Here is a 19,658-nt window from a genome sequence, read left to right on the forward strand (position 1 = left end):
TTTAATATTATCTTAATAACTGAAGAACTCCTTGAGGCTGTTGGTTAGCTTGTGAAATCATAGCTTGAGCAGCTTGTGATAGAATATTTTCTTTAGAGAATTCCATCATTTCTTTAGCCATGTCAACGTCTCTAATTCTTGATTCAGCAGCAGTTAAGTTTTCTGAAGATGTATTTAAGTTTGCAATAGTGTGCTCTAATCTATTCTGATATGCACCAAGTTTTGCTCTTTCTGTTGATACTTTATTAATTGCATTATTAATAGTTGATATTGCTTTTGATATTGTAGTTGCTGTAGTTGTATTATCAATCTTAACACTTGCAGTAGATACTCCTAATGATGCAGCAGTCATATTTCCAATATCTAAAGTTATTGATTGAGACTTGTTAGCTCCAACTTGGAATACTATTGTACCAGCACCACTATTAGTGTTCAATAATTTTTTAGTATTAAACTCTGTATTGTTAGCTATTCTATCTATTTCCGCTTGTAGCTGTCCTACTTCTTTTCCAACCTGATCTCTATCAGTTCCAACATTTGTATCGTTTGATGCTTGTACCGCTAATTCTCTCATTCTTTGAAGAATTGATTGAGTTTCGTTTAATCCACCCTCTGCTGTTTGTATTAAAGAAATACCATCTTGAGAGTTTCTTGAAGCTTGATCTAATCCTCTTATTTGTCCTCTCATCTTTTCTGATATTGCAAGACCTGCAGCGTCATCTCCAGCTCTATTTATTCTTTGACCTGAAGAAAGCTTTTCCATAGACTTTCCAGCGTTAGTAGTGTTTATTGACATGTTTCTGTGTGCATTTAATGCATTCATATTGTGGTTGATTATCATAATAAATTCCTCCTTGAATTTTAAATAGGCATCCTTGCCCTTTATTTATAGTTAAGCTCTTTGAGCTTACTAACTGAGTTAGTTGTATTACCACTTTTTAGTAACTTATATAATCTTTACATTTCTGCATACCTCCTGTTGAAATATTCATCCTGCTTATTTCAACTTTTCATCGGCATTTTCAACACTATGTTGAATTTCAACAACTTAGGCAACTTTCTGCCTCAACTTTGTGTATTATAAAGCTTTTAAGAAGTTTTATAATATAGCTTGTACTCTAGTGGCCACTAGATTTTTTTCTTTTATTATACTATATTTATCGATATACTTCTTGTTCACTTTATATTTTTTTCAATTTTTTTATTTTGCTTTTTTCTTTTGTTTTATACTTTGTTTATCGTAGTTAGCTTTATTAACTTGACTACTTTTTCAAAACTTTTGTAACCTTATTTTCGGTTACACATTATTTATCGTAGTTTTGTCTATTAGCTTTAATGGTATTTTAGGGTTTCTATAGATATACTTTTCCAGTCATTCAACATCTGCTTATCTCAACAAAATCAGAAAATATACTTATCTGCATATCTATTATTTTATCTCTTGTAATAATTATATCGATTAATTATTATAGAACTTTATATGTTTATTATCTCATCCTTTAATTGTCATTTTCATAAAAGATGACAAGATTATTTAAACATTTTTACAAAGTAAAAAACGGATAATTTTCGTGCTAGTTTTATATTACTGACATATTATTATTCTTTAAGTATTCAATATTCTTATTATTTATAGCTAGAAGAATTTCTATAACGTGGATATTTTTAAATTATATATAAAAATTAGGTATCTATTTAAAAGTAATAGATACCTAATTTGTTCTATTATTTTGTTATTAAACACTATATTTTGCCGTTACATGGATGATCTATGGTTTAGGACTGCTACATTTTTTTACTAAAAAACATGGAGTCGGAATAAAATTTCTTATTATATTTTTTATTAGCCTTCTTACCCTCAATAATTTTATCTAGCTCTGCCCTCGTATTACTTCTTTTCTCATTCATCAAATCAGAAAGTTTCTTTTGGAGAACTAATAGTTCTAGCTCTTCAACTATAGTTTTGAACTCTTCCTTTGTATAGTCCATATTATTTACACTATCTATTACAAGCTGCCTTTTACTTAAAATGTTATCTAATGAATCAAAATCTTCCTTTTCTAGGCTATATATCAAGTCCAATGTATAGTTTTTATATTGAATTAAGGCATTTTTTAAATTTTCATCCATATTTCTCCCCCGCTCTATTAGCTTCCTCCTAATTGCGAAGCAAGCCATGACTGTTGAGAATTCAATTGATTCATAGCAGATTCTAACTTCGCAAACTGATTATAATATTGATCTTCCTTAGTAGATATTTTTGTTTGCATATCACTTATAAGTTTATCTCTTTCTTTTAAGTTATCGTAATATAAGTTATTTATTTCTGATAAGTCTCCCTTTATTCCCGACTTTTCGATTAAATAACCTTTCTTACCACTGTTATCTCTATACATAGTGGAAGTATAATCTTCTAAGACATCTTTTACCCTTTGGAATATTCCTTCCTCGCTCATTCTAGTCTTTTTATCTGCACTGGTCATGGTTCTATTATAAGTTGGTTGACTTTCCGACGTTTTAGTGAAAAGTCTCATTATTTGTTCACCATTATTTTGAAGAGCAGTTTTTAACTTCTCTTCATCAATAACAAGTTGTCCTCTTTTTGTCGTATCTGGTGTAGTACCAAATCCCAGACTATCAGTTAGATAAATTCCTGCACCTTTTACTCCATCGTATAAAGAACCCCTCAAATCTTGAAGTAACCCAGAAAGTAAATTATCATTTCTTAAAAGTCCTTCTTTGGCTTTGTCTTCCCATTTTGTTATCTCATCTGATTTCATTGATGATTTCTGATCATCTGTTAAAGGTGAGTAACCTGATTTCTTTTCTTCAATTTTAGATTGTATTTTATCAAGAATTTCGTTGTACTTAGAAACAAATGCCTTGATCTTGTCTACTGCTTTTTGAGTATTCATAGTTAGACTGACGCTTGATGCGGTTGTATTGGTATTTAATAAACTGTAGGTAACACCATCAATACTAAAGTTGTTAGTAGATTTAGAAACCGTTGTTGCAGTTCCCCCCGGTGGAGTTATTGTTACCAAAGCATCCTTTCCAGTTGCACTTGTACTAGTCATACCTAAAGCTGTATTGAATTTAGTTAAATCTATTGGATTTGAACTTGCTGCTGCTATTTGCAATGTATTGCTACTTCCAGTTTGAGCTGTTTTAATAGTAAAAACACCTGATAATTCACTATATTTAGCTGAAAAAGCTCCCCCGGATGCTGTATTTATAGAATTAATTAAATCTCCTATAGTTTTCGTACTATCTACTGAAACAGTAACGGGTGTACCATTATTAGCTGTTATTTGCATATCACCATTTGTTATACCTAAGTCTGATAATTTTGTAGTCAACTTTGGAGTTACAACCTTGTCAACATTAGTTATTTCACTAGCAGTGGTAGTACCTGATGATATTTTTATCCTATTACCTGATAGAACATTAAACTGTAGAGCATTATTTGTTCCGTCTTGAGTAACTGAAATTTTTCCTTTTAAATTAGCATTAGCGTTTATTTGATTGTTAATATCTGCTATCAAAGTTGTCATACTTACTGAACCACTATAAGTTGGCAGTGTAATATCATTGCCAGTTGTAACTCCATCTATACTAAATCCTATTTTTGCGCCACTCCAATTGGTGTTATTAATATATCCGCTAGTAATAGCTACATTACTCTTATTATTCAAGATAGGAGTGTCTCCCAATGTAGCTGCAGTTGCTAACTGATCCACCTTAACACTATAACTTCCTGATACAGCTCCCGCTCCTGCAGCTAAACTCACTGAATTTGAGGCATCTGTAGAAGCATCTAAAATCGAAAAGTTATTTTGGTTAACCACACTAGTACTTGGATTAGTTAATGAATCAAAATAAGTAGATTTTAAAGTATTTATATCTCCTATCAATTCTCTGTACACATCCTGTTGCCATTGAACTACTTGTCTATCTTGCTTCATTTTATCTAGTCTCATAGTATACGGCTTCATTAATTGTTTTACCGTTGAATCCGTATCCATTCCTGTTGCCATACCAGTTATTCTAAGCATATTACTCATATCTTTTCCCACCTTTACTATCTCCACCTATATGGCTTCAATAAATTACTATATAATACTTATCAAGTTAAGGATTGATGTGAATCTATTTCGCCCCTCTAGCTATCCTATCTGCTTCATGCCAGGTGTCTCTAACATCTTGAATTAGAGGAATAACCTCATCCAATATTTTAATGTCTTTCTTTATATTAGCCTCTACAAGTCTTCTTACTATAAAATCATAAATATTCATTAGATTTTGAGCCCAATTTCCACCCTTATTAACATCCAAAGTAGCCATTAGTTCGTAAAATATATCTTGAGTTTTAACTATATTTGTATGTGCTTTTTTAATATCCTTATCAATAATTGCTTGTCTACTTATTTTAGCAAATTTAACTGCTCCATCAACTAACATTAATAATAATTGACCCTTAGAAGCGTAATTTACACTATTATTTTTATATGCGTTATATGCGTTTGTTGCATACATATTAAAACACCCCTCTTTAAAAATCCTATATTAAAATCCATTATATCTAATAAATTAAATTAATATTTTTTTATCATATCTACATTTTCATTGTCTTATACTTAATTATCGTAAAGATACATATGAAGTTTAACTAAAAATTGAGAATTAATATTTATTTTTGTATATGTATTTAAGATTAGAAATCCTTATTTTAAAACAAATTTCTAGAAACTCTTTGATATCTAAAAATAGGTTAAGGTTACTATTGCTCAAAACACAGCTAAACACTTTGCAACGAATCCTAGCTCCTGTCCACACTGGAACTTTAAATTATTACAGGTATTTATAGTGCTCTATGAATAGTAACCTATATCCAGATAATTAATTAAGTTTTAAATTTACTTTCTCACATCTAATATATTGCCCCTAGTTTCATCCTTTGAAAGTTCTACTTCTTTATAAGCTTGTATCTCTACTTGTTTGATTTCAATAGCTTCCACCACAATCTTCTTTTTATCCTTGTCCTTATCTTCATTTTGTTTTTCCAATTCATTGCTAAAATCTTTACTACCATCCCTCTTATTTGGGTTTCCATCCTTATTTACAGATAGCCTAGCCTTAGCATGAATCTTTCCTGATATTGTAGTTTCTCTTATTCTCTGCCTAAGTTCCGGATCGATTTTATTGAGCCTATATTCCATAAAACCACCATCCCCTAACTTTATGCTTTTTTATCAACAAATATCCCTGCCAATTCACAGAGTTTGTTTATCATATCGATTAACTTTTTAGGTGGAATTTCTTTTATAATCTCTTTTGTTTTGTCATTTATTATTCTTATAGTTAAATCCCTCGATTTGCCGTATATCTCATATTCAGCATGAGTTGATTTATCTTCTAACAGTTTATTAAACTTATCTACTGCTTTCCCTATATCTTTTTCAGAAAAGCCCTTCTTATTCTCTAAAGTCATATTATTGCTTCCATTATTACTTCCACTATTATTTTCATAATTATAGTTTTCATAACCTGTCCCCTGTATGTTTTGTCCACCATTATTTACTGAACTTGTACCTAAGTCCGAAGATATCTGTCCTCCTTGACCAATATTTCTCACTTCCATGCTTTACACCTCACCTTTATAATTAAGAAATTAGAAGCAGAGGACTAAGTATTAATTATTATATCCTCACTTCTCACAGCATAGTTAACTTTTCTATAATCATAGTTAACTGCCACTAATAATTACGTTACTATAAGTAAGCTGCATCAAATATGTCTATTTATTAATTAATATATTTCTAATGTACCCTAGTTTACAATAGCTGGCAAGCTTATTATGACTTTAAACATTTAAAATTTCCACTATAATACTAAATAATATAGATGCTTCCTGCTATTAGAAGAGTAAAACATCTGATAAATAAAATCTAATGTATATTTTACTTTATGTTTTTTAAGATACTTATATCAGAAGCTGCTGCGTTTTTGTTTTCTTGCCCTACTTCTTTATATAATTCTTTCCTCAATATTGTTACACTCTTAGGTGCTGATATAGAAAGTTTTACAGAATTATCATCTACCTTAACTATGGTTATTTCAATATCATCACCTATTAGAATTGACTCACCTTTCCTTCTACTTATGACTAACACACAATCATCTCCTTGACAGCTCTAGAGCCTCTTAAAGTTTATGATGATTTCCTTATCATCACTAATAAAGCTTTAAGTTTATTAAAACACTTATCCACGATACTACCTACATAGCGGATGCCTTATAGCATAATCAGGATTTTCTAGTATTATTTGTTCCCCTAAGTTATTATTTATATTTATTATTATTGGAGCCTTTAAGTTTACAGTTATATTCTCTACTTTTGAACTTAGGGTAACAGTATTAAGAACTAAAACATCTTCAGATCTGTCGATTTTAAGTTCACTTATCTTTTCTTCATCAAGATTAAGTTCATAATCCTCAATTAAATAAAAAGGTGATACCACTACAAGTCCTATACTCTCATCTTCTATTGAATGAAGTATACTGAATAATTCATTATCCTCTATAGGAAAAATGATAAACTTTTTCAAGTTTTCAAAACCTGGAAGTCCTTTTCTAAAATTGATAATATCTTTTTCTTCAAATTCCCTTACACCATGATATTTTGTATTTAGTTTCATCATTAACACCTCTTTTTAGGTCCCATCAAAATTTATTTAATGTCGTAGCTTAATTTTCACTGGCATTCATATAAATATAAAAAAGATATATTTATATGAATACCATAAGTTAACTAACTACTAGGAACTACCTCATATAATCCATTAGTGTTGGTTGAAGTACCTTTGCACTTGTTTGAAGCGATGCTAGATAAACTGTTTGCATCATTGCATATTCCATAGTCTTTTCTGTTATATCAATGTCCTCTGTTTTTGATAGTATATCTGTCATATCAAGATTCGCTTGTTCATTTTGATCTTTTGCACTTTCCATTCTATTTTGCTTTGCACCTACTTCTGAACGAACCTTTAAAATTTGCGACATAACTTGATCTAAATTGTGTAAATCCTCATTTGTGAGTTTACTTGTATCATCAGGATTATCTAAGTGTGAAATTATATCTGATAATACTTTTTTTGAATCAAATTCTACTTCATTTCCATTTATATCTTTTCCTTTAAAGTTAAACATTTCTGTCACAGTAACATTATATTCAATCATTACCCCTTGTGATATCTCAGTTTGTCTTTTACTGCCCAAATTATCAAGCTGAAAATTTGGTAAAGTACTGCCAGCCACTGTGCTCGCATTTGGAATATCTGTTCCACTCGCCGATATTGTTATATTACTATCATTATTTAAACTCGTAAATTTAATTTGTCCATTGTCTGATTTACTTATACTTACTTGCCCCTTTAAAGGATAAGTTTTTCCGCTATCGGGAGAGAAATTGTTGATTTTATCATTAATATTTGAAATTAAGGTATCTATTGATGCATTAGCGTCTAGTGTATCTAATTGTATTTGGTAGGATTGTGTCTGCTGTCCATCTGGAGTTACATCAAAAGTTATGCTCTTACTTGACCAATCGGATATCGTACCCACCTGCATTTTTACATCACTTACCACTTGAAGCTCTTTGCCATTTTTATCACTATATAATAGCTTTGTATTACCATTTGCATCTGTTTCAGTTTTTACCGGCTTTGAGGCACCTTGAGTTCCACCGAAAATATACTCTCCATCAAAGCTTGTGTTTAATATCTGAGCTAATTGACCAACTCTCTGGTTTATTTCATCTTTTATCTTTGCTCTCTCATCAGAACCATAAGCTGCATTTCCTGCTGATACCAATTTTTCTCTTACTGATTGAAAAACGTTTCCCATCTGACTTAGGGCAGTATCCGTAGTATCTTGCCAGTTTATAACATTAGTTATATTCTTATTATATTGTGTATTAGTGTTAATTTGTGTATGCATCTGCATAGCTCTTGCTACGTTAAATGGATCATCAGATGGTCTTCTAAAGTTTTTACCTGAAGACATTTGCTGTTGAAGATCTTTCATCTTATTTAAGTTTGTAGTCATGTCACTCAGGTAGTTGTTAGCAAGCATTTTATTTGTTACTCTCAAGATATATTCACCTCACTATTTCTTAAGTCCGTTTATAACAACATCTAACAGCTGGTCTACTGTTGAAATAATCTTAGCATTTGCCTGATAACAGTGCTGGAACTGGACTAGATTAGCCATTTCTTCATCAAGTGAGACTCCTGAAACAGAGTCTCTTGACTCTACGAAACCTGAAAGAAGCTTTGCCTGATTTTCTACCATTCTTCTAGCTTCCTGTTCCTGTATTCCTAGCCTGTCCACAGTATCCTTAAAATAACTATCTAAAGTCATACCACCAATATCATTTGTTACTGTATACAAATTATTGTAGTTAGAGTCTGGCTTAAATATATTAGAATTTAAAAAGTCAGCTCTAGTTGTATTTTCATCTACATTCTGAATAGACATTAACTTGTCTCTTAATGTTCCTAAAATTAATGCTCTTGTGCCATCACTCTCTCCGCTAATTGGATTTCCATCTGCATCATACTTGCTTGCAGTTTTTATTTTCATAGGATTGTCTACTATAGCCTGATTAACTTTGATATTTGCAGCAGTTATATTGACCTCATCAGCATTGTAATTATTAGGATCCTTCGTATCTCCATTTACAAAGAAGTTACTTACTCCACCTTCAGATGTAGTACCATCAGCACTTTGATCAATTATTCCGTTTACAGCAAAAGCTAAAGCTTTAGCAAAACTATTTAATTGACTTTCATAGGTGTCTATATCTTGTTGAACAGACATATACCCTTTTAATTCACCAGTTGGTGCTTTGAATAAAGCTAAATTTTCAAAGCTAATTTCCATAGGAGGATCTGAGTTAACTAAATTATTCTTTCCATCTAAACTAGCAACCTTACCGCCATCAACCTTAAATGCAGTTCCATCATTAGCTGCCCAAAGTACTCTTGTTTGATCTAACTGTTTAAATTTATCCGCTGCACTAACATACCCTGAATCACCAGGTTTTCCAGTATCCTGTATGTCAACTGTTAGGGTAACCTTATTACTATCATTAGTCATATCTCCATTTTTATAGTAGGTAACTGTATATTTGCCAGGTCCGCTAAATTCTTCTTTTCCATCTTTTGTTATGCTACTTATATATGAGAATTTAGCTGGATTATTGGGATTTACAGATTGAACTATATTTATTGCTTTACCATCTGGTCCAATAGGAGCATTACCATTATCACCTAAGCCTGCATACTTTGAATCGTTTGACGTAGTTACATCAATTGCATCAAAGTCTTTTTTATCAATTTTTATTCCAAATTTAGTACTAAGTTGATCTAATAACAAATCACGTTTATCCATTAAGTCGTTTGGAGTATTTCCTGAAACTTTAACCTGCTTTATCTGCTGATTTAATTGACTTAACTGCCCAAGCATACTGTTTATATCAAACACAGTATCCTTTATCATAATTTGAGTATTATCTTTTAAACTCTCAAGCTCTGAATAGGTATGGTTCAATTCATTTGCAAGTGCTACTGATTGTTGAGCAACTATAGATCTTGCGTTTGATTCCTTTGGAGACGTACCAAGTGTATGCCATGCGTCGAAGAACTTACCTATTAGTGTAGACATACCTGTATCAGTAGGTTCATTAAAAATATTTTCTATTTCACTTAAAAACTTGTCACGACCCTGAAACTGCCCGTCAACTCCTTTCTCAACTCTTACCTGATAGTCAAGAAAGCTGTCTCTTACTCTGTTTACAGCAGAAACAGTTACTCCTGTGCCAATTTGACCAGGCTCTGCAGCATTATTCATGCTTGGCATAGGATAAGGTCTTGAAGTCTCAAGTTGTACCCTTTGTCTTGAATAACCTTCCGTATTGGCGTTTGCAATATTATGAGATGTTGTATCTATAGCCTTCTGCTGCGCATAAAGTCCTCTTGTTGCTATATTAAAAGTTCCAAATAAACCTGACATTCCCTCAACCCCTTTTTACTTTTGATTAAGCTATTTATTCTAATACAAAATTATAGTGGACAGCTGACAATTGCCACTATCAACTGTCCACTACTTACCTTCTCTTACCATAAGGATTATAAGTCTTAGGTCCCTTATCAGGATTTAATACATTAAGCATTTGAGTCGTAAATCCTAGACCTTGTCTTATTAAAAGTTCATTAGTATCCTTTTGAAACTTTATCTCTTCTAGTAGCTTCTTAATATTTCTATAATTGTTTTCTAACTCTTCATTATTTAATCTACTTATTATTTCTCTCATTGATTCGCCCTGTGTGAGCTCTCTTCGTTCCACCTCAAAATGGGCTACCTGTCTAGCACACAATTCTATCTTATGGGCAATTTTATCTAATGCAAAAACCTCTCTTTTTGTTAGATGTTCAAACTGCTCATCTAGTGCTTTTAGAAGGTCTTGAAGTGCTACATACTCATCAATCATTATTTTATTTAAGTTATCGACCATAGCTTACCCTCCACTATTTTTGCTTCATCGCCTCTAACATCTTTTCTGCTACTAATTTTGAGTCTCTATTATAAGTACCATTTTGTATCTCTTTTCTCAAGCTTTCAATTTTTTCATTTGAACTAATAAATTTATCATCTAACGAATATGCACTTAAGTTTCTACCAACAGCTGATATCTGTATAGAATCCTTTTGTGATACCTCTGTTTTCTTCTCTATACTTTTTTTATTGTTAGAATAAAGATTTACTATCTTATTTGGATTAATCCCATTAATCTTCATCTCTTACACTCCTATCATCCAATTAAAACTTGTTCTCTCCCTGTTACTAGTATTATCGAACATGTTAGTATAATATTTATACTTTATATAAAAGTAATTATCTTATTTTAAGCTTAAGTTGTTCTTATTTATTTGCAAGTAAAAACAGCCCTTATAAAAAGGCTGCTTCCTATCTTCCAAGTGATTTGATTCTCTCTTCATTACTTACTATACTTGTAATTCTAACACCAAAATTCTCGTCAACTACTACAACTTCCCCATATGCTACTTTTTTGCCATTTACTAATATTTCTACTGGTTCTTCTGCAAGCTTGTCTAACTCAATAAGTGAACCTGTTCCAAGGTTTAAAATATCTTTAATATTTTTCTTTGTTCTGCCAAGAACTACTGATATTTCTAATGGCACGTCCAATATCAAATCTATATTTTTAGGCATAGTTTGACTTGGAGATGGACCACCTAAAGGTTGGAACGCAGCCTGGTGTACCTCAACTTGTGGCTGTCTACGGGTTTCAACTGGTTGTTCATATGCTTGTTGTGGATAGTTTCCGTATTGTGCTGCCTGTTGGTATCCATATTGAGGTTCTGGCTGTGAATGCTGCTGTCTTTGCTGCACTTGCGGCTCTGGTTCAGAATAAACCGGCTGCTCTACTTGCTTTGGCTGCACTTCAGCATCTTCTTGTCCCATCATTATAGAGACTATCTTTTTCGCAGTTCCCATTGGTAATAGCTGCATCATGTAACTATCTACTAATGTTCCTATTGTCAATGAAAAAGATACCTTTACTAGTGCCTCATCATCTAATATACCTTCTGCTAATGGCTCTGTTAAATCACTCCATATTTTTGATAGAGGCGGAGATATATTAACTTCCCTCATAAACATTGTTGCCATAGATGTTGCTGCAGAACCAACCATCTGATTCATTGCTTCTGATACTGCACTTAATTCGATTTCTGTAAGCTCTGTAACCCCAGGAGAAACAACTCCATCTCCGCCCATCATAAGATTAGCGATTACAGCTGCATCTGTAATTTTCATTACTAGCAGATTTTCTCCCATTATACCGCTCGTATATCTAACTTCCAAAGCGATGTTTGGAACTTCAAATTCACCTTTTAGATTTTCTAACGTAGTAACACTAACTACTGGAGTAGTTATATTAACTGGTTGATTTATAATTTGTGAAAGTGCTGTGGAGGCAGAACCCATAGATATATTACCGATTTCTCCGAGTAAGTCTTTCTCTAGATCTGATAAATCTGGTAAATCTACTGCAGATGGCTCAGGTTTCAAGTCGGCTCCTCCATTTAAAAGTGCATCTATTTCTTCCTGTGAAAGAAATCCATTACCCATAATTTTCCACATCCTTATCTATAATATCTAGTATCTGAACCCCCATATTTTTACCTAGTATACCGGGTTTACCGTAACAATATGGCCTAGCGTCCACCATCATCTGAACAGGACTGCTAGTCTTTTCATTTAAAGTTATAACGTCGCCTACGTTTAAATTTAAGAAATCATTCACAGTTATATCTGCTGTTCCAAGCACAGCAGTTAAATCCATGCTTACTATATTTAATCGTTCCCTTAGCTTTTCCCTTGAGTCCTTTAATACATCTTCGTCATTTTCCTGGAACCAGTACTGAACAACTAGTTTGTCTAAAACCTTCTCAATGCTTAAATAAGGTATACATACATTTATAAATGTACTTCCCTTGCCAAGCTCTACTGAAAAAGTTATTAAAGCTACAGGCTCATTAGGCGCTAGTGTCTGGTTTAAAGCTGGGTTCGTTTCAATTCCTTCTATTTCTGTTTGAATCTCTAGCACATCTTCCCAAGCAAGTTTCAGATTAGATATAAGCCCTGTATTTACAACCTTTATAATATTTTTATCAATATCAGTAAACTCTCTTAACTTATGTCTTGATCCCCCACGTCCACCTAACAGTACATCTATTATCTCAAAAACAAATTGTGGATTTGTCTCAAATAATACAGAACCACTTAAAGGAGGCATTTTAAATATTGTTAAGATAGTTGGATTTGGTACTGAGTGTATAAATTCCTCATAAGTTATCTGTTGAACAGACTCTATTTTAACTTTTACATTCATTCTCATTTGGGCAGTTAGGTAGTTTGAAATTATTCTGGCATAATTATCATGAATAAGCTCAAGAGTCCTTATGTGATCCTTAGAGAACTTCTGAGGACTTCTGAAGTCATAAGGCTTTACTTTTTGTTTTTCTTCTTCCTTTGGCACCTCGTCTGGAGTTAGTTCTCCGGTGGATAACGCAGCTAAAAGGGCGTCTATTTCGCTCTGTGATAACACATCTGCCATTCTCTTCCCTCATTTCTAATTACAGTTTTATATATCGACGATTGACCACTATCGACTTTTTAAATTCTAAGCTGAAAGAAGCTTATCTATATCTATAAGTGTTACTATTCTATCTTTAAAATTTATAATTCCTTCGATATAAGCCTTCTTTCTATCGTCACTTATCTTTTCTATAATCTCTTCCTCTACATCTAAAACTTCATCCACTTGGTCAACTGTTATTCCTACAAGTTCATCTTCCATTTCTAGTATGATGATATTATTTTGTTTTTCTTCATCCTTTGGAACATCAAGTAAAAGATTTATATCTAAAAGTGATATTACATTACCCCTTAGATTAATAAGACCCTTTATATGCGCTGGTGCCTTTGGAACTCTTGTTATTTCCATAGCATCATTTATACTTTGCACCTTTGCAGTTTCTACTGCAAACTGCTCACTATTCAATTTAAATATAACAACCTGCATGGCTGCACCTCCATATATTAACTATTAACCGATATTTTCAATTATATCCTCAATCTTTTGAAATTCTATAATTGAGAACTGAGAATTAAGAACGAACGAGACTCTTTCAAGACTTATAATATGGAGAGATTGTCATATACGCTTCTAAGATTTAATACAACGTAAAATATCATTCGACAAACTTCGACTTTATATTGATATTATACTTAATTTAAAACTTAAAATCCAAATGAAATTCATTCCACCTTTAAGTATTAGTTATATTAATGGCTAATTTTTTTATTTTTAGCAAACTCATTCTCAATTCTCAATCTTCAATTTTACTTCTAACTATTCAAAATCTAACTACTTGAAGTTGTATTAAGCATAAATATATTCTCTCCCTAACTTATACCTAATTTTTCTATATCACTATTATCGGATTATATGAATCAGACTAAAGATAGTTTTATAAATATATATAAATAATTCTAAGAATACATTTAACTTATTTCTTAGAATTATTAGTTTGTGAATTAAAAAATCTTAGAACTTTCTACTTATCTGAGTTACACTTTTCACACTCACAAAAGTTTAAATATACTTTGATATGCATTATATAGGGATTACATGAAATTATGTTGTTAAGGGGGACTATATAAGTGATTCTGAAGATACATTTAACTGACTTTCCTAGCACTCTTAGCGTGTAATTTTAGAAAATCTTAGAATTTTTTTCTTGTCTGATCATCACTTTATGCCATTCCCAAATGTTTCAATGTACTTTTATACAAAGACTTAGTAATGTTATGTTTTGTAAAGGAATATATAAGTTGTTCTGAGATACATTTAACTGATTTCTTAGCACTCTTAGCTTCTAAATTCAGAAAATCTTAGAACTTTTTGCTTGTCTGAGCGTCAGCGAGTTAGCAAAAATTCTTAGAATTTCTGAATTTACGAGCCTTAGAGTGCTTGAAGTCAGTTAACAGTATCGAAGAATAGCTTATATATTCCTGGTACTGAGACCTAACTCCTAAGTCCTCTACCCCACAACTTTTCTTATAGCTTCAAGAACTCTGTCTGGTTGGAATGGTTTTACTATAAAGTCTCTTGCTCCTGCTTTAATAGCATCCATAACCATTGTCTGCTGTCCCATCGCTGAACACATTATAATCTTTGCTGCTGGGTCAAAAGCTTTTATTGCCTTTACTGCCTCTATACCATCCATATCTGGCATGGTTATGTCCATTGTAACTATATCTGGTTTTTCTTTTTTATATAGTTCTACAGCTTTTATTCCATTGTTAGCTTCTCCAACTACTTCAAATCCATTTTTCTCTAATATGTCTTTTATCATCATTCTCATAAAAGCAGCATCATCAACAATCAATATTTTTGCCATTTTATTCCCTCCAAAATCATTTACATCTATTGTTATTAACCAATTCCTAAAGTACTCAATATCTTTTCAAGTGAACCAGGCATTGGCACATAGTAAAAATGCCCGCTTATTGCTGAATTATTTTGTTCGAAAACAGTTTCTATATCAAGAACATAATCATCAAACTGCCCTGATTCTATAAAAGTTGTGGATAATATTGCACCAAGCATATCATACGTCACAGCAGGTACAGATGGCATTATGCTAAGCCCAGTGAATTTTGATATTGCATTCATATAGGAACTGGATATTATATTTCCTATTTCACATATTACGGAGTTACCCATTTCACTTAAATAATCTTCTTTTTCACCTGTTAGAATTTCTACCAAATTCAAAGCTGTATTCTTCTCAAACACGAATAATATGTTACCAGGAGTATCTCCTAGCACCCTCACAATTACCCCTACAACAATTTCATCTCCACCAATACTTGAAAATATATCATCAAAAGGTACTATATTTATATTAGGTACAGTCATATCAACCTTCTTATTAATAAGCTGCGATAATGCAGTAGCTGCATTTCCTGTACCTATATTTCCTACTTCCCTAAGTGCATCAAGCTGTAGTGGATTTAGGTTTTCATAGCTCATATATGGTTTTTACCTCCTTAAATTAAAGCAGCAACATCAAGTATCAGTGTTACCAATCCATCTCCAAGTATTGTTGCTCCTATATATTGTTTTAATCCTTGAAGTGTTTTTCCAAGTGGTTTTATAACAATTTCTTTTTGGCCAAGTAATCCATCTACCATAAGCCCTACTGTCTTCTCTCCAACTTTAACTATTACTATATAATTTTTAATATTATTGGATTTTTCAACATCAAGCTTTCTGTTTAGTCTTATAAGTGGAGTTACATTACCATTGTAGATTATAACCTCTTTATTATTAGTCATCTTAACCAAATCATCACTATAGTCTATTACTCTATCAATATATCCTAAGGATATAGCCATAGTTTCATTACCTACGTTTACAAGTAATGCCTGAATTATTTGCAGTGTTAACGGAAGTCTTATAATAAATGTAGATCCTTTGTCTTTTTCACTTATAACATCCACAGTTCCACCAAGGGCTGATATTTTTGTCTTAACTACATCCATACCAACTCCTCTTCCAGATATATCTGTGACTTGTTCATTAGTGCTAAAGCCTTGCATAAATATTAAGTTTCTTATGTCATTATCTGTCATTCCATCAGTATTTATGCCAAGTCTTTCTGCTTTTGCTTTTACCTTATCTACTGGTATTCCTGCACCATCGTCTTCTACCTTTATTACAGCTTTTGTACCTTCTTGATAAGCTATGAGCTTTATCTTGCCAACTGCCTCTTTACCTTTTGCAGCTCTAACTTCTGCTGATTCTATTCCGTGGTCTGCAGCATTTCTTATTAGGTGGATAAGCGGCTCACCTATCTCATCTATTACTGTTCTGTCGAGCTCGGTATCTGCACCTTGAATAATCAATTCCATTTCTTTTCCAAGTTCTACTGAAAGATCTCTTATCATTCTTGGGAATCGATTGAACACTGTATCAAGTGGAAGCATTCTAATCTTCATAACTAAATCTTGAAGATCCGAAGTAGTTCTAGCAACTTGTTCTAAGGTTTCATTTAAGTCAGTTAACCTATGATTACTACTTATTTGCTCAAGTCTTGTTCTGTGAATAACAAGTTCTGACACCATATTCATGAATTTATCTAATCTCTCAAGATCAACTCTTACAGATTGATGAGTTTTCTTATGAACTTCCTTCTGAGCAGGCTTTGCTATATTACTTTGAGCTGCCACTGCAGCAGGTTTTGGTTCTATTTGATTATTGGCCTGTTCTTGAACTTTAGACTTTATTTCTTCAATATTTATTTGTTCTTGTTCAATTTTTTTAGCTTTTTCAGCCTTTACATCAACAGCATCAATTAAGACTTTATCTACTTCTGATACATTCATTAACATTTCATAAATTTCATTTTTCTCTTTTGTAGATAGGAAGATTAAGTCTATTTCAAAATCAAAATTTTCATTTTCTATATCTTCTGCATTTGGTATAGATTTTATTATTTCTCCATGCTCTTCTAAACTTTTAAATATTAAAAATGCTCTAGCTGATTTTAAAAGAGTATTTTCGCTTAAAAATATTTTTACTTGATAAGAATGGTATCCTCTATCTTCTGCCTGTTTTACAACATTTATATCATATTCATTTAATTCTACTTTAGTGTTATCACTTTTTTCTTCCACAACTGTATTTATTGACTGTTGTACCTCTTCAACTTTATCATCTGCAACAGATTCTAATTCTTTCATTATCTCCTCAATAGGAACATCCTCTTGTATTCCATCAGAAATATTGTTGACCATTTGTTCTAATGTATCTAGACACTTGAAAAGTACTGTAACAACTTTCTGGGTAACCTTTAACTGTCCATCTCTAAACTCTGAAAGCACATCTTCCATTTTATGAGTAAGTTCTGCCATCTCATTGAAGCCCATTGTAGCTGCCATTCCTTTGATTGTATGAGCTACTCTAAAAATTTCATTTAATTTATCTATATCATTTGGTTCCTGTTCAAGTTGAAGCAGTGAATCATTTAGTGTCTGTAGGTTGTCCATTGATTCTTCTAAAAACATCGACATATACTGTGATGTATCCATTATATTTCCTCCTTACAGCTTCCTATACCTAAATGGGGAAGTTAAATTTATTTTTCCATAACTACTAAATCTTTCTGTATATGAAAGTAGAAGCTTTTTCAAAACTGTAATCTCTATAATTATATATACTTTCCGTTGCCCCTACAAACAATAGCCCGCCTTTTTTTAGTGATTGACTGAATTTCTTATATATTTGATCTTTTACATCCTGATTAAAATATATTACCACATTTCTGCATACAATTAAATCAAAATCTCTTTCATAATTTTCTAATATAAGATCATGTTTTTTAAATGTAACCATACTCTTTATTTTTGGACTTATAGTATATTTATCGTTCTTTAATGAAAAATATTTACTTAAATATTCTTTTTTTACATTTTTAATTTCAGAAGAAACATATTCACCTTTTTTAGCTTTTTCAAGTATCGTATTGTCTATATCCGTAGCTATTATTTTATGCCTTCCTATAGGTGAAAGTTCATCTAAATACATTGCTATAGAGTATGGCTCTGCTCCAATTGAGCATGCTGCGCTCCATATCTTCAGTGAGTTACTGTTTCTTAAAAGTTCATTTTTAAATTTATCTCTTAAATCTTCAAATATCTCAGGGTTTCTAAAAAATTCAGAAACATTTATAGTTATAAAGTCTAAGAATTTTTGTCTTTGAGCAGGATCTTTCTTTAATAATGCTATATATTCCTCTATAGTTTTTACACCTACTCTTGACATTAGACTCAATATTCTTCTATGCAGTTGATTTGATTTATAAGCAGATAAATTTATATTAAATTCTCTAAGAACCCACTGCTCAAAATAAGCCATATCCATAAAAACTACCTCCCATTCCCTGATACTGCTTTTACTATTTCTGGAGCTATATTGTTAATTGGAAGTACAACATCAACCATTCCTGTTTCAAAAGCTGCTTTAGGCATACCATATATTGTACAGGTAGATTTATCTTCAGCAAAGGTTATCCCTCCACCTTTTTTAATTTCTACAGTTCCTTGTGCTCCATCTTTTCCCATGCCTGTGAGCACTGCACTTAAAATATGGGAGCCATATAATTTAGAAGCAGATATAAATAATTTATCTACTGCTGGCCTAACGCCCCATATGGTTGGCTCTGTATTTAAGTGTATCTTTTTATCAGAATGAACCTCCATATGAAATCCACCGGGTGCTATATAAACTGTATTCTTCTCTACAATCATTCCATCCTCAGCTTCTACAACCTTTATTTTACTATTTAAATTTAGTCGTTCAGAAAAAGCCTTTGTAAAACCCACTGGCATATGCTGAACAACAAATACCGGTACTCCGATATCCTCTGGAAAGGAAGTTATAACAGTATATAAAGCCTTAGGTCCTCCAGTTGATGCACCTATAACCACTGCTTCAATTTTATCTACCTTATTTCGTCTAAAGGTTTTATTAGTAACTACTTTAGTTTCATTTTGCGTAGGCTCGGTAATATTTTTGTGTTGTGCTGCTCCTTTTCCAAAAGCAAGTCTTATCTTTTCCACTAAATCATTTTTAACCTTATTAATATCGAGAGATATTGCTCCTGACGGTTTCGGTAGAAAGTCAAATGCTCCTGCCTCCAAACACTCCATTGTCATATGAGGCCCTTTTTGAGAAACACTACTTAAAACTATTACCGGTATATGAATATTCATTTTTTTCAATTCTTTAAGAGCTGTGATTCCATCCATTTTAGGCATTTCTACATCTAGTGTTACTATATCTGGCACAGCACTTGATAATTTAGTTAACAGGTCTTCTCCATTTCTTGCTATACCTATAACTTCCATATCCGTTTCTTCATTTATCATATCGGATATAATTTTTCTCATTAAAGCGGAATCGTCTACTACTAAAACTTTTATTTTCTTCAAGTTAGTAT

The 19,658-nt window shown here is 32.1% G+C and carries 20 protein-coding genes; all 20 read right to left on the bottom strand.

Annotated elements, in window-relative coordinates:
• Positions 1–7 precede the first annotated feature (7 nt).
• The 20 genes from AC0N0V_RS18870 to AC0N0V_RS18965 all read right to left on the bottom strand — a co-directional run bounded on the left by AC0N0V_RS18870 (position 8) and on the right by AC0N0V_RS18965 (position 19,650).
• Complete coding sequence (locus AC0N0V_RS18870) at positions 8–841, bottom strand: flagellin N-terminal helical domain-containing protein (protein WP_474460307.1); 834 nt, start codon at positions 839–841, stop codon at positions 8–10.
• Between the two features lie 944 nt (positions 842–1,785).
• On the bottom strand, positions 1,786–2,130 hold the full coding sequence (gene fliT / locus AC0N0V_RS18875) for a flagellar protein FliT (RefSeq protein WP_474460309.1): 345 nt from the start codon (positions 2,128–2,130) through the stop codon (positions 1,786–1,788).
• Between the two features lie 17 nt (positions 2,131–2,147).
• Complete coding sequence (gene fliD, locus AC0N0V_RS18880; RefSeq protein WP_474460311.1) at positions 2,148–4,064, bottom strand: flagellar filament capping protein FliD; 1,917 nt, start codon at positions 4,062–4,064, stop codon at positions 2,148–2,150.
• A gap of 85 nt (positions 4,065–4,149) precedes the next feature.
• A complete protein-coding gene (fliS, locus tag AC0N0V_RS18885) occupies positions 4,150–4,536 on the bottom strand; it encodes a flagellar export chaperone FliS (RefSeq protein ID WP_474460313.1) in 387 nt (128 codons plus the stop codon).
• Between the two features lie 380 nt (positions 4,537–4,916).
• Complete coding sequence (locus tag AC0N0V_RS18890) at positions 4,917–5,219, bottom strand: hypothetical protein (protein WP_474460315.1); 303 nt, start codon at positions 5,217–5,219, stop codon at positions 4,917–4,919.
• Positions 5,220–5,239: 20 nt separating this feature from the next.
• A complete protein-coding gene (locus AC0N0V_RS18895) occupies positions 5,240–5,641 on the bottom strand; it encodes a flagellar protein FlaG (protein WP_474460316.1) in 402 nt (133 codons plus the stop codon).
• Between the two features lie 319 nt (positions 5,642–5,960).
• On the bottom strand, positions 5,961–6,173 hold the full coding sequence (csrA, locus tag AC0N0V_RS18900; RefSeq protein WP_474460317.1) for a carbon storage regulator CsrA: 213 nt from the start codon (positions 6,171–6,173) through the stop codon (positions 5,961–5,963).
• Positions 6,174–6,275: 102 nt separating this feature from the next.
• On the bottom strand, positions 6,276–6,698 hold the full coding sequence (fliW, locus tag AC0N0V_RS18905) for a flagellar assembly protein FliW (RefSeq protein ID WP_474464588.1): 423 nt from the start codon (positions 6,696–6,698) through the stop codon (positions 6,276–6,278).
• A gap of 127 nt (positions 6,699–6,825) precedes the next feature.
• On the bottom strand, positions 6,826–8,151 hold the full coding sequence (gene flgL / locus AC0N0V_RS18910; RefSeq protein WP_474460318.1) for a flagellar hook-associated protein FlgL: 1,326 nt from the start codon (positions 8,149–8,151) through the stop codon (positions 6,826–6,828).
• Positions 8,152–8,166: 15 nt separating this feature from the next.
• Positions 8,167–10,074: a flagellar hook-associated protein FlgK gene (flgK, locus tag AC0N0V_RS18915; protein ID WP_474460319.1), complete on the bottom strand. Its 1,908-nt coding sequence runs from the start codon at positions 10,072–10,074 to the stop codon at positions 8,167–8,169.
• A gap of 94 nt (positions 10,075–10,168) precedes the next feature.
• The gene (locus AC0N0V_RS18920; protein WP_474460320.1) at positions 10,169–10,576 is read right to left on the bottom strand and encodes a flagellar protein FlgN; all 408 of its coding nucleotides are present in this window, start codon (positions 10,574–10,576) and stop codon (positions 10,169–10,171) included.
• A gap of 13 nt (positions 10,577–10,589) precedes the next feature.
• Positions 10,590–10,859: a flagellar biosynthesis anti-sigma factor FlgM gene (gene flgM / locus AC0N0V_RS18925; RefSeq protein WP_474460321.1), complete on the bottom strand. Its 270-nt coding sequence runs from the start codon at positions 10,857–10,859 to the stop codon at positions 10,590–10,592.
• A 169-nt stretch (positions 10,860–11,028) separates the two neighbouring features.
• Positions 11,029–12,216 carry a flagellar motor switch phosphatase FliY gene (gene fliY / locus AC0N0V_RS18930; protein ID WP_474460323.1) on the bottom strand — a complete coding sequence of 396 codons (1,188 nt, stop codon included), beginning with the start codon at positions 12,214–12,216 and terminating at the stop codon, positions 11,029–11,031.
• Positions 12,209–13,204, bottom strand: a complete 996-nt coding sequence (fliM, locus tag AC0N0V_RS18935; RefSeq protein ID WP_474460325.1) for a flagellar motor switch protein FliM — start codon at positions 13,202–13,204, stop codon at positions 12,209–12,211. The genes fliY and fliM overlap by 8 nt, the downstream gene beginning before the upstream one ends.
• Before the next feature lie 66 nt (positions 13,205–13,270).
• Positions 13,271–13,672, bottom strand: coding sequence for a chemotaxis protein CheW (locus AC0N0V_RS18940; RefSeq protein ID WP_474460326.1), 402 nt, complete (start codon positions 13,670–13,672; stop codon positions 13,271–13,273).
• Positions 13,673–14,693: 1,021 nt separating this feature from the next.
• Positions 14,694–15,053, bottom strand: coding sequence for a response regulator (locus AC0N0V_RS18945; protein WP_474460328.1), 360 nt, complete (start codon positions 15,051–15,053; stop codon positions 14,694–14,696).
• A 35-nt stretch (positions 15,054–15,088) separates the two neighbouring features.
• Positions 15,089–15,688 (bottom strand): chemotaxis protein CheC, encoded by a 600-nt coding sequence (locus AC0N0V_RS18950; protein ID WP_474460329.1) that lies wholly within the window; start codon positions 15,686–15,688, stop codon positions 15,089–15,091.
• A gap of 17 nt (positions 15,689–15,705) precedes the next feature.
• On the bottom strand, positions 15,706–17,748 hold the full coding sequence (locus AC0N0V_RS18955; protein WP_474460330.1) for a chemotaxis protein CheW: 2,043 nt from the start codon (positions 17,746–17,748) through the stop codon (positions 15,706–15,708).
• 64 nt (positions 17,749–17,812) lie between these two features.
• Entirely contained in the window at positions 17,813–18,580 is a 768-nt protein-coding gene (locus AC0N0V_RS18960; protein ID WP_474460331.1) for a CheR family methyltransferase, read from the bottom strand.
• 5 nt (positions 18,581–18,585) lie between these two features.
• Complete coding sequence (locus AC0N0V_RS18965) at positions 18,586–19,650, bottom strand: protein-glutamate methylesterase/protein-glutamine glutaminase (RefSeq protein ID WP_474460332.1); 1,065 nt, start codon at positions 19,648–19,650, stop codon at positions 18,586–18,588.
• Positions 19,651–19,658 lie beyond the last annotated feature (8 nt).

This window comes from Clostridium sp. CS1-1 (genome assembly GCF_056135525.1).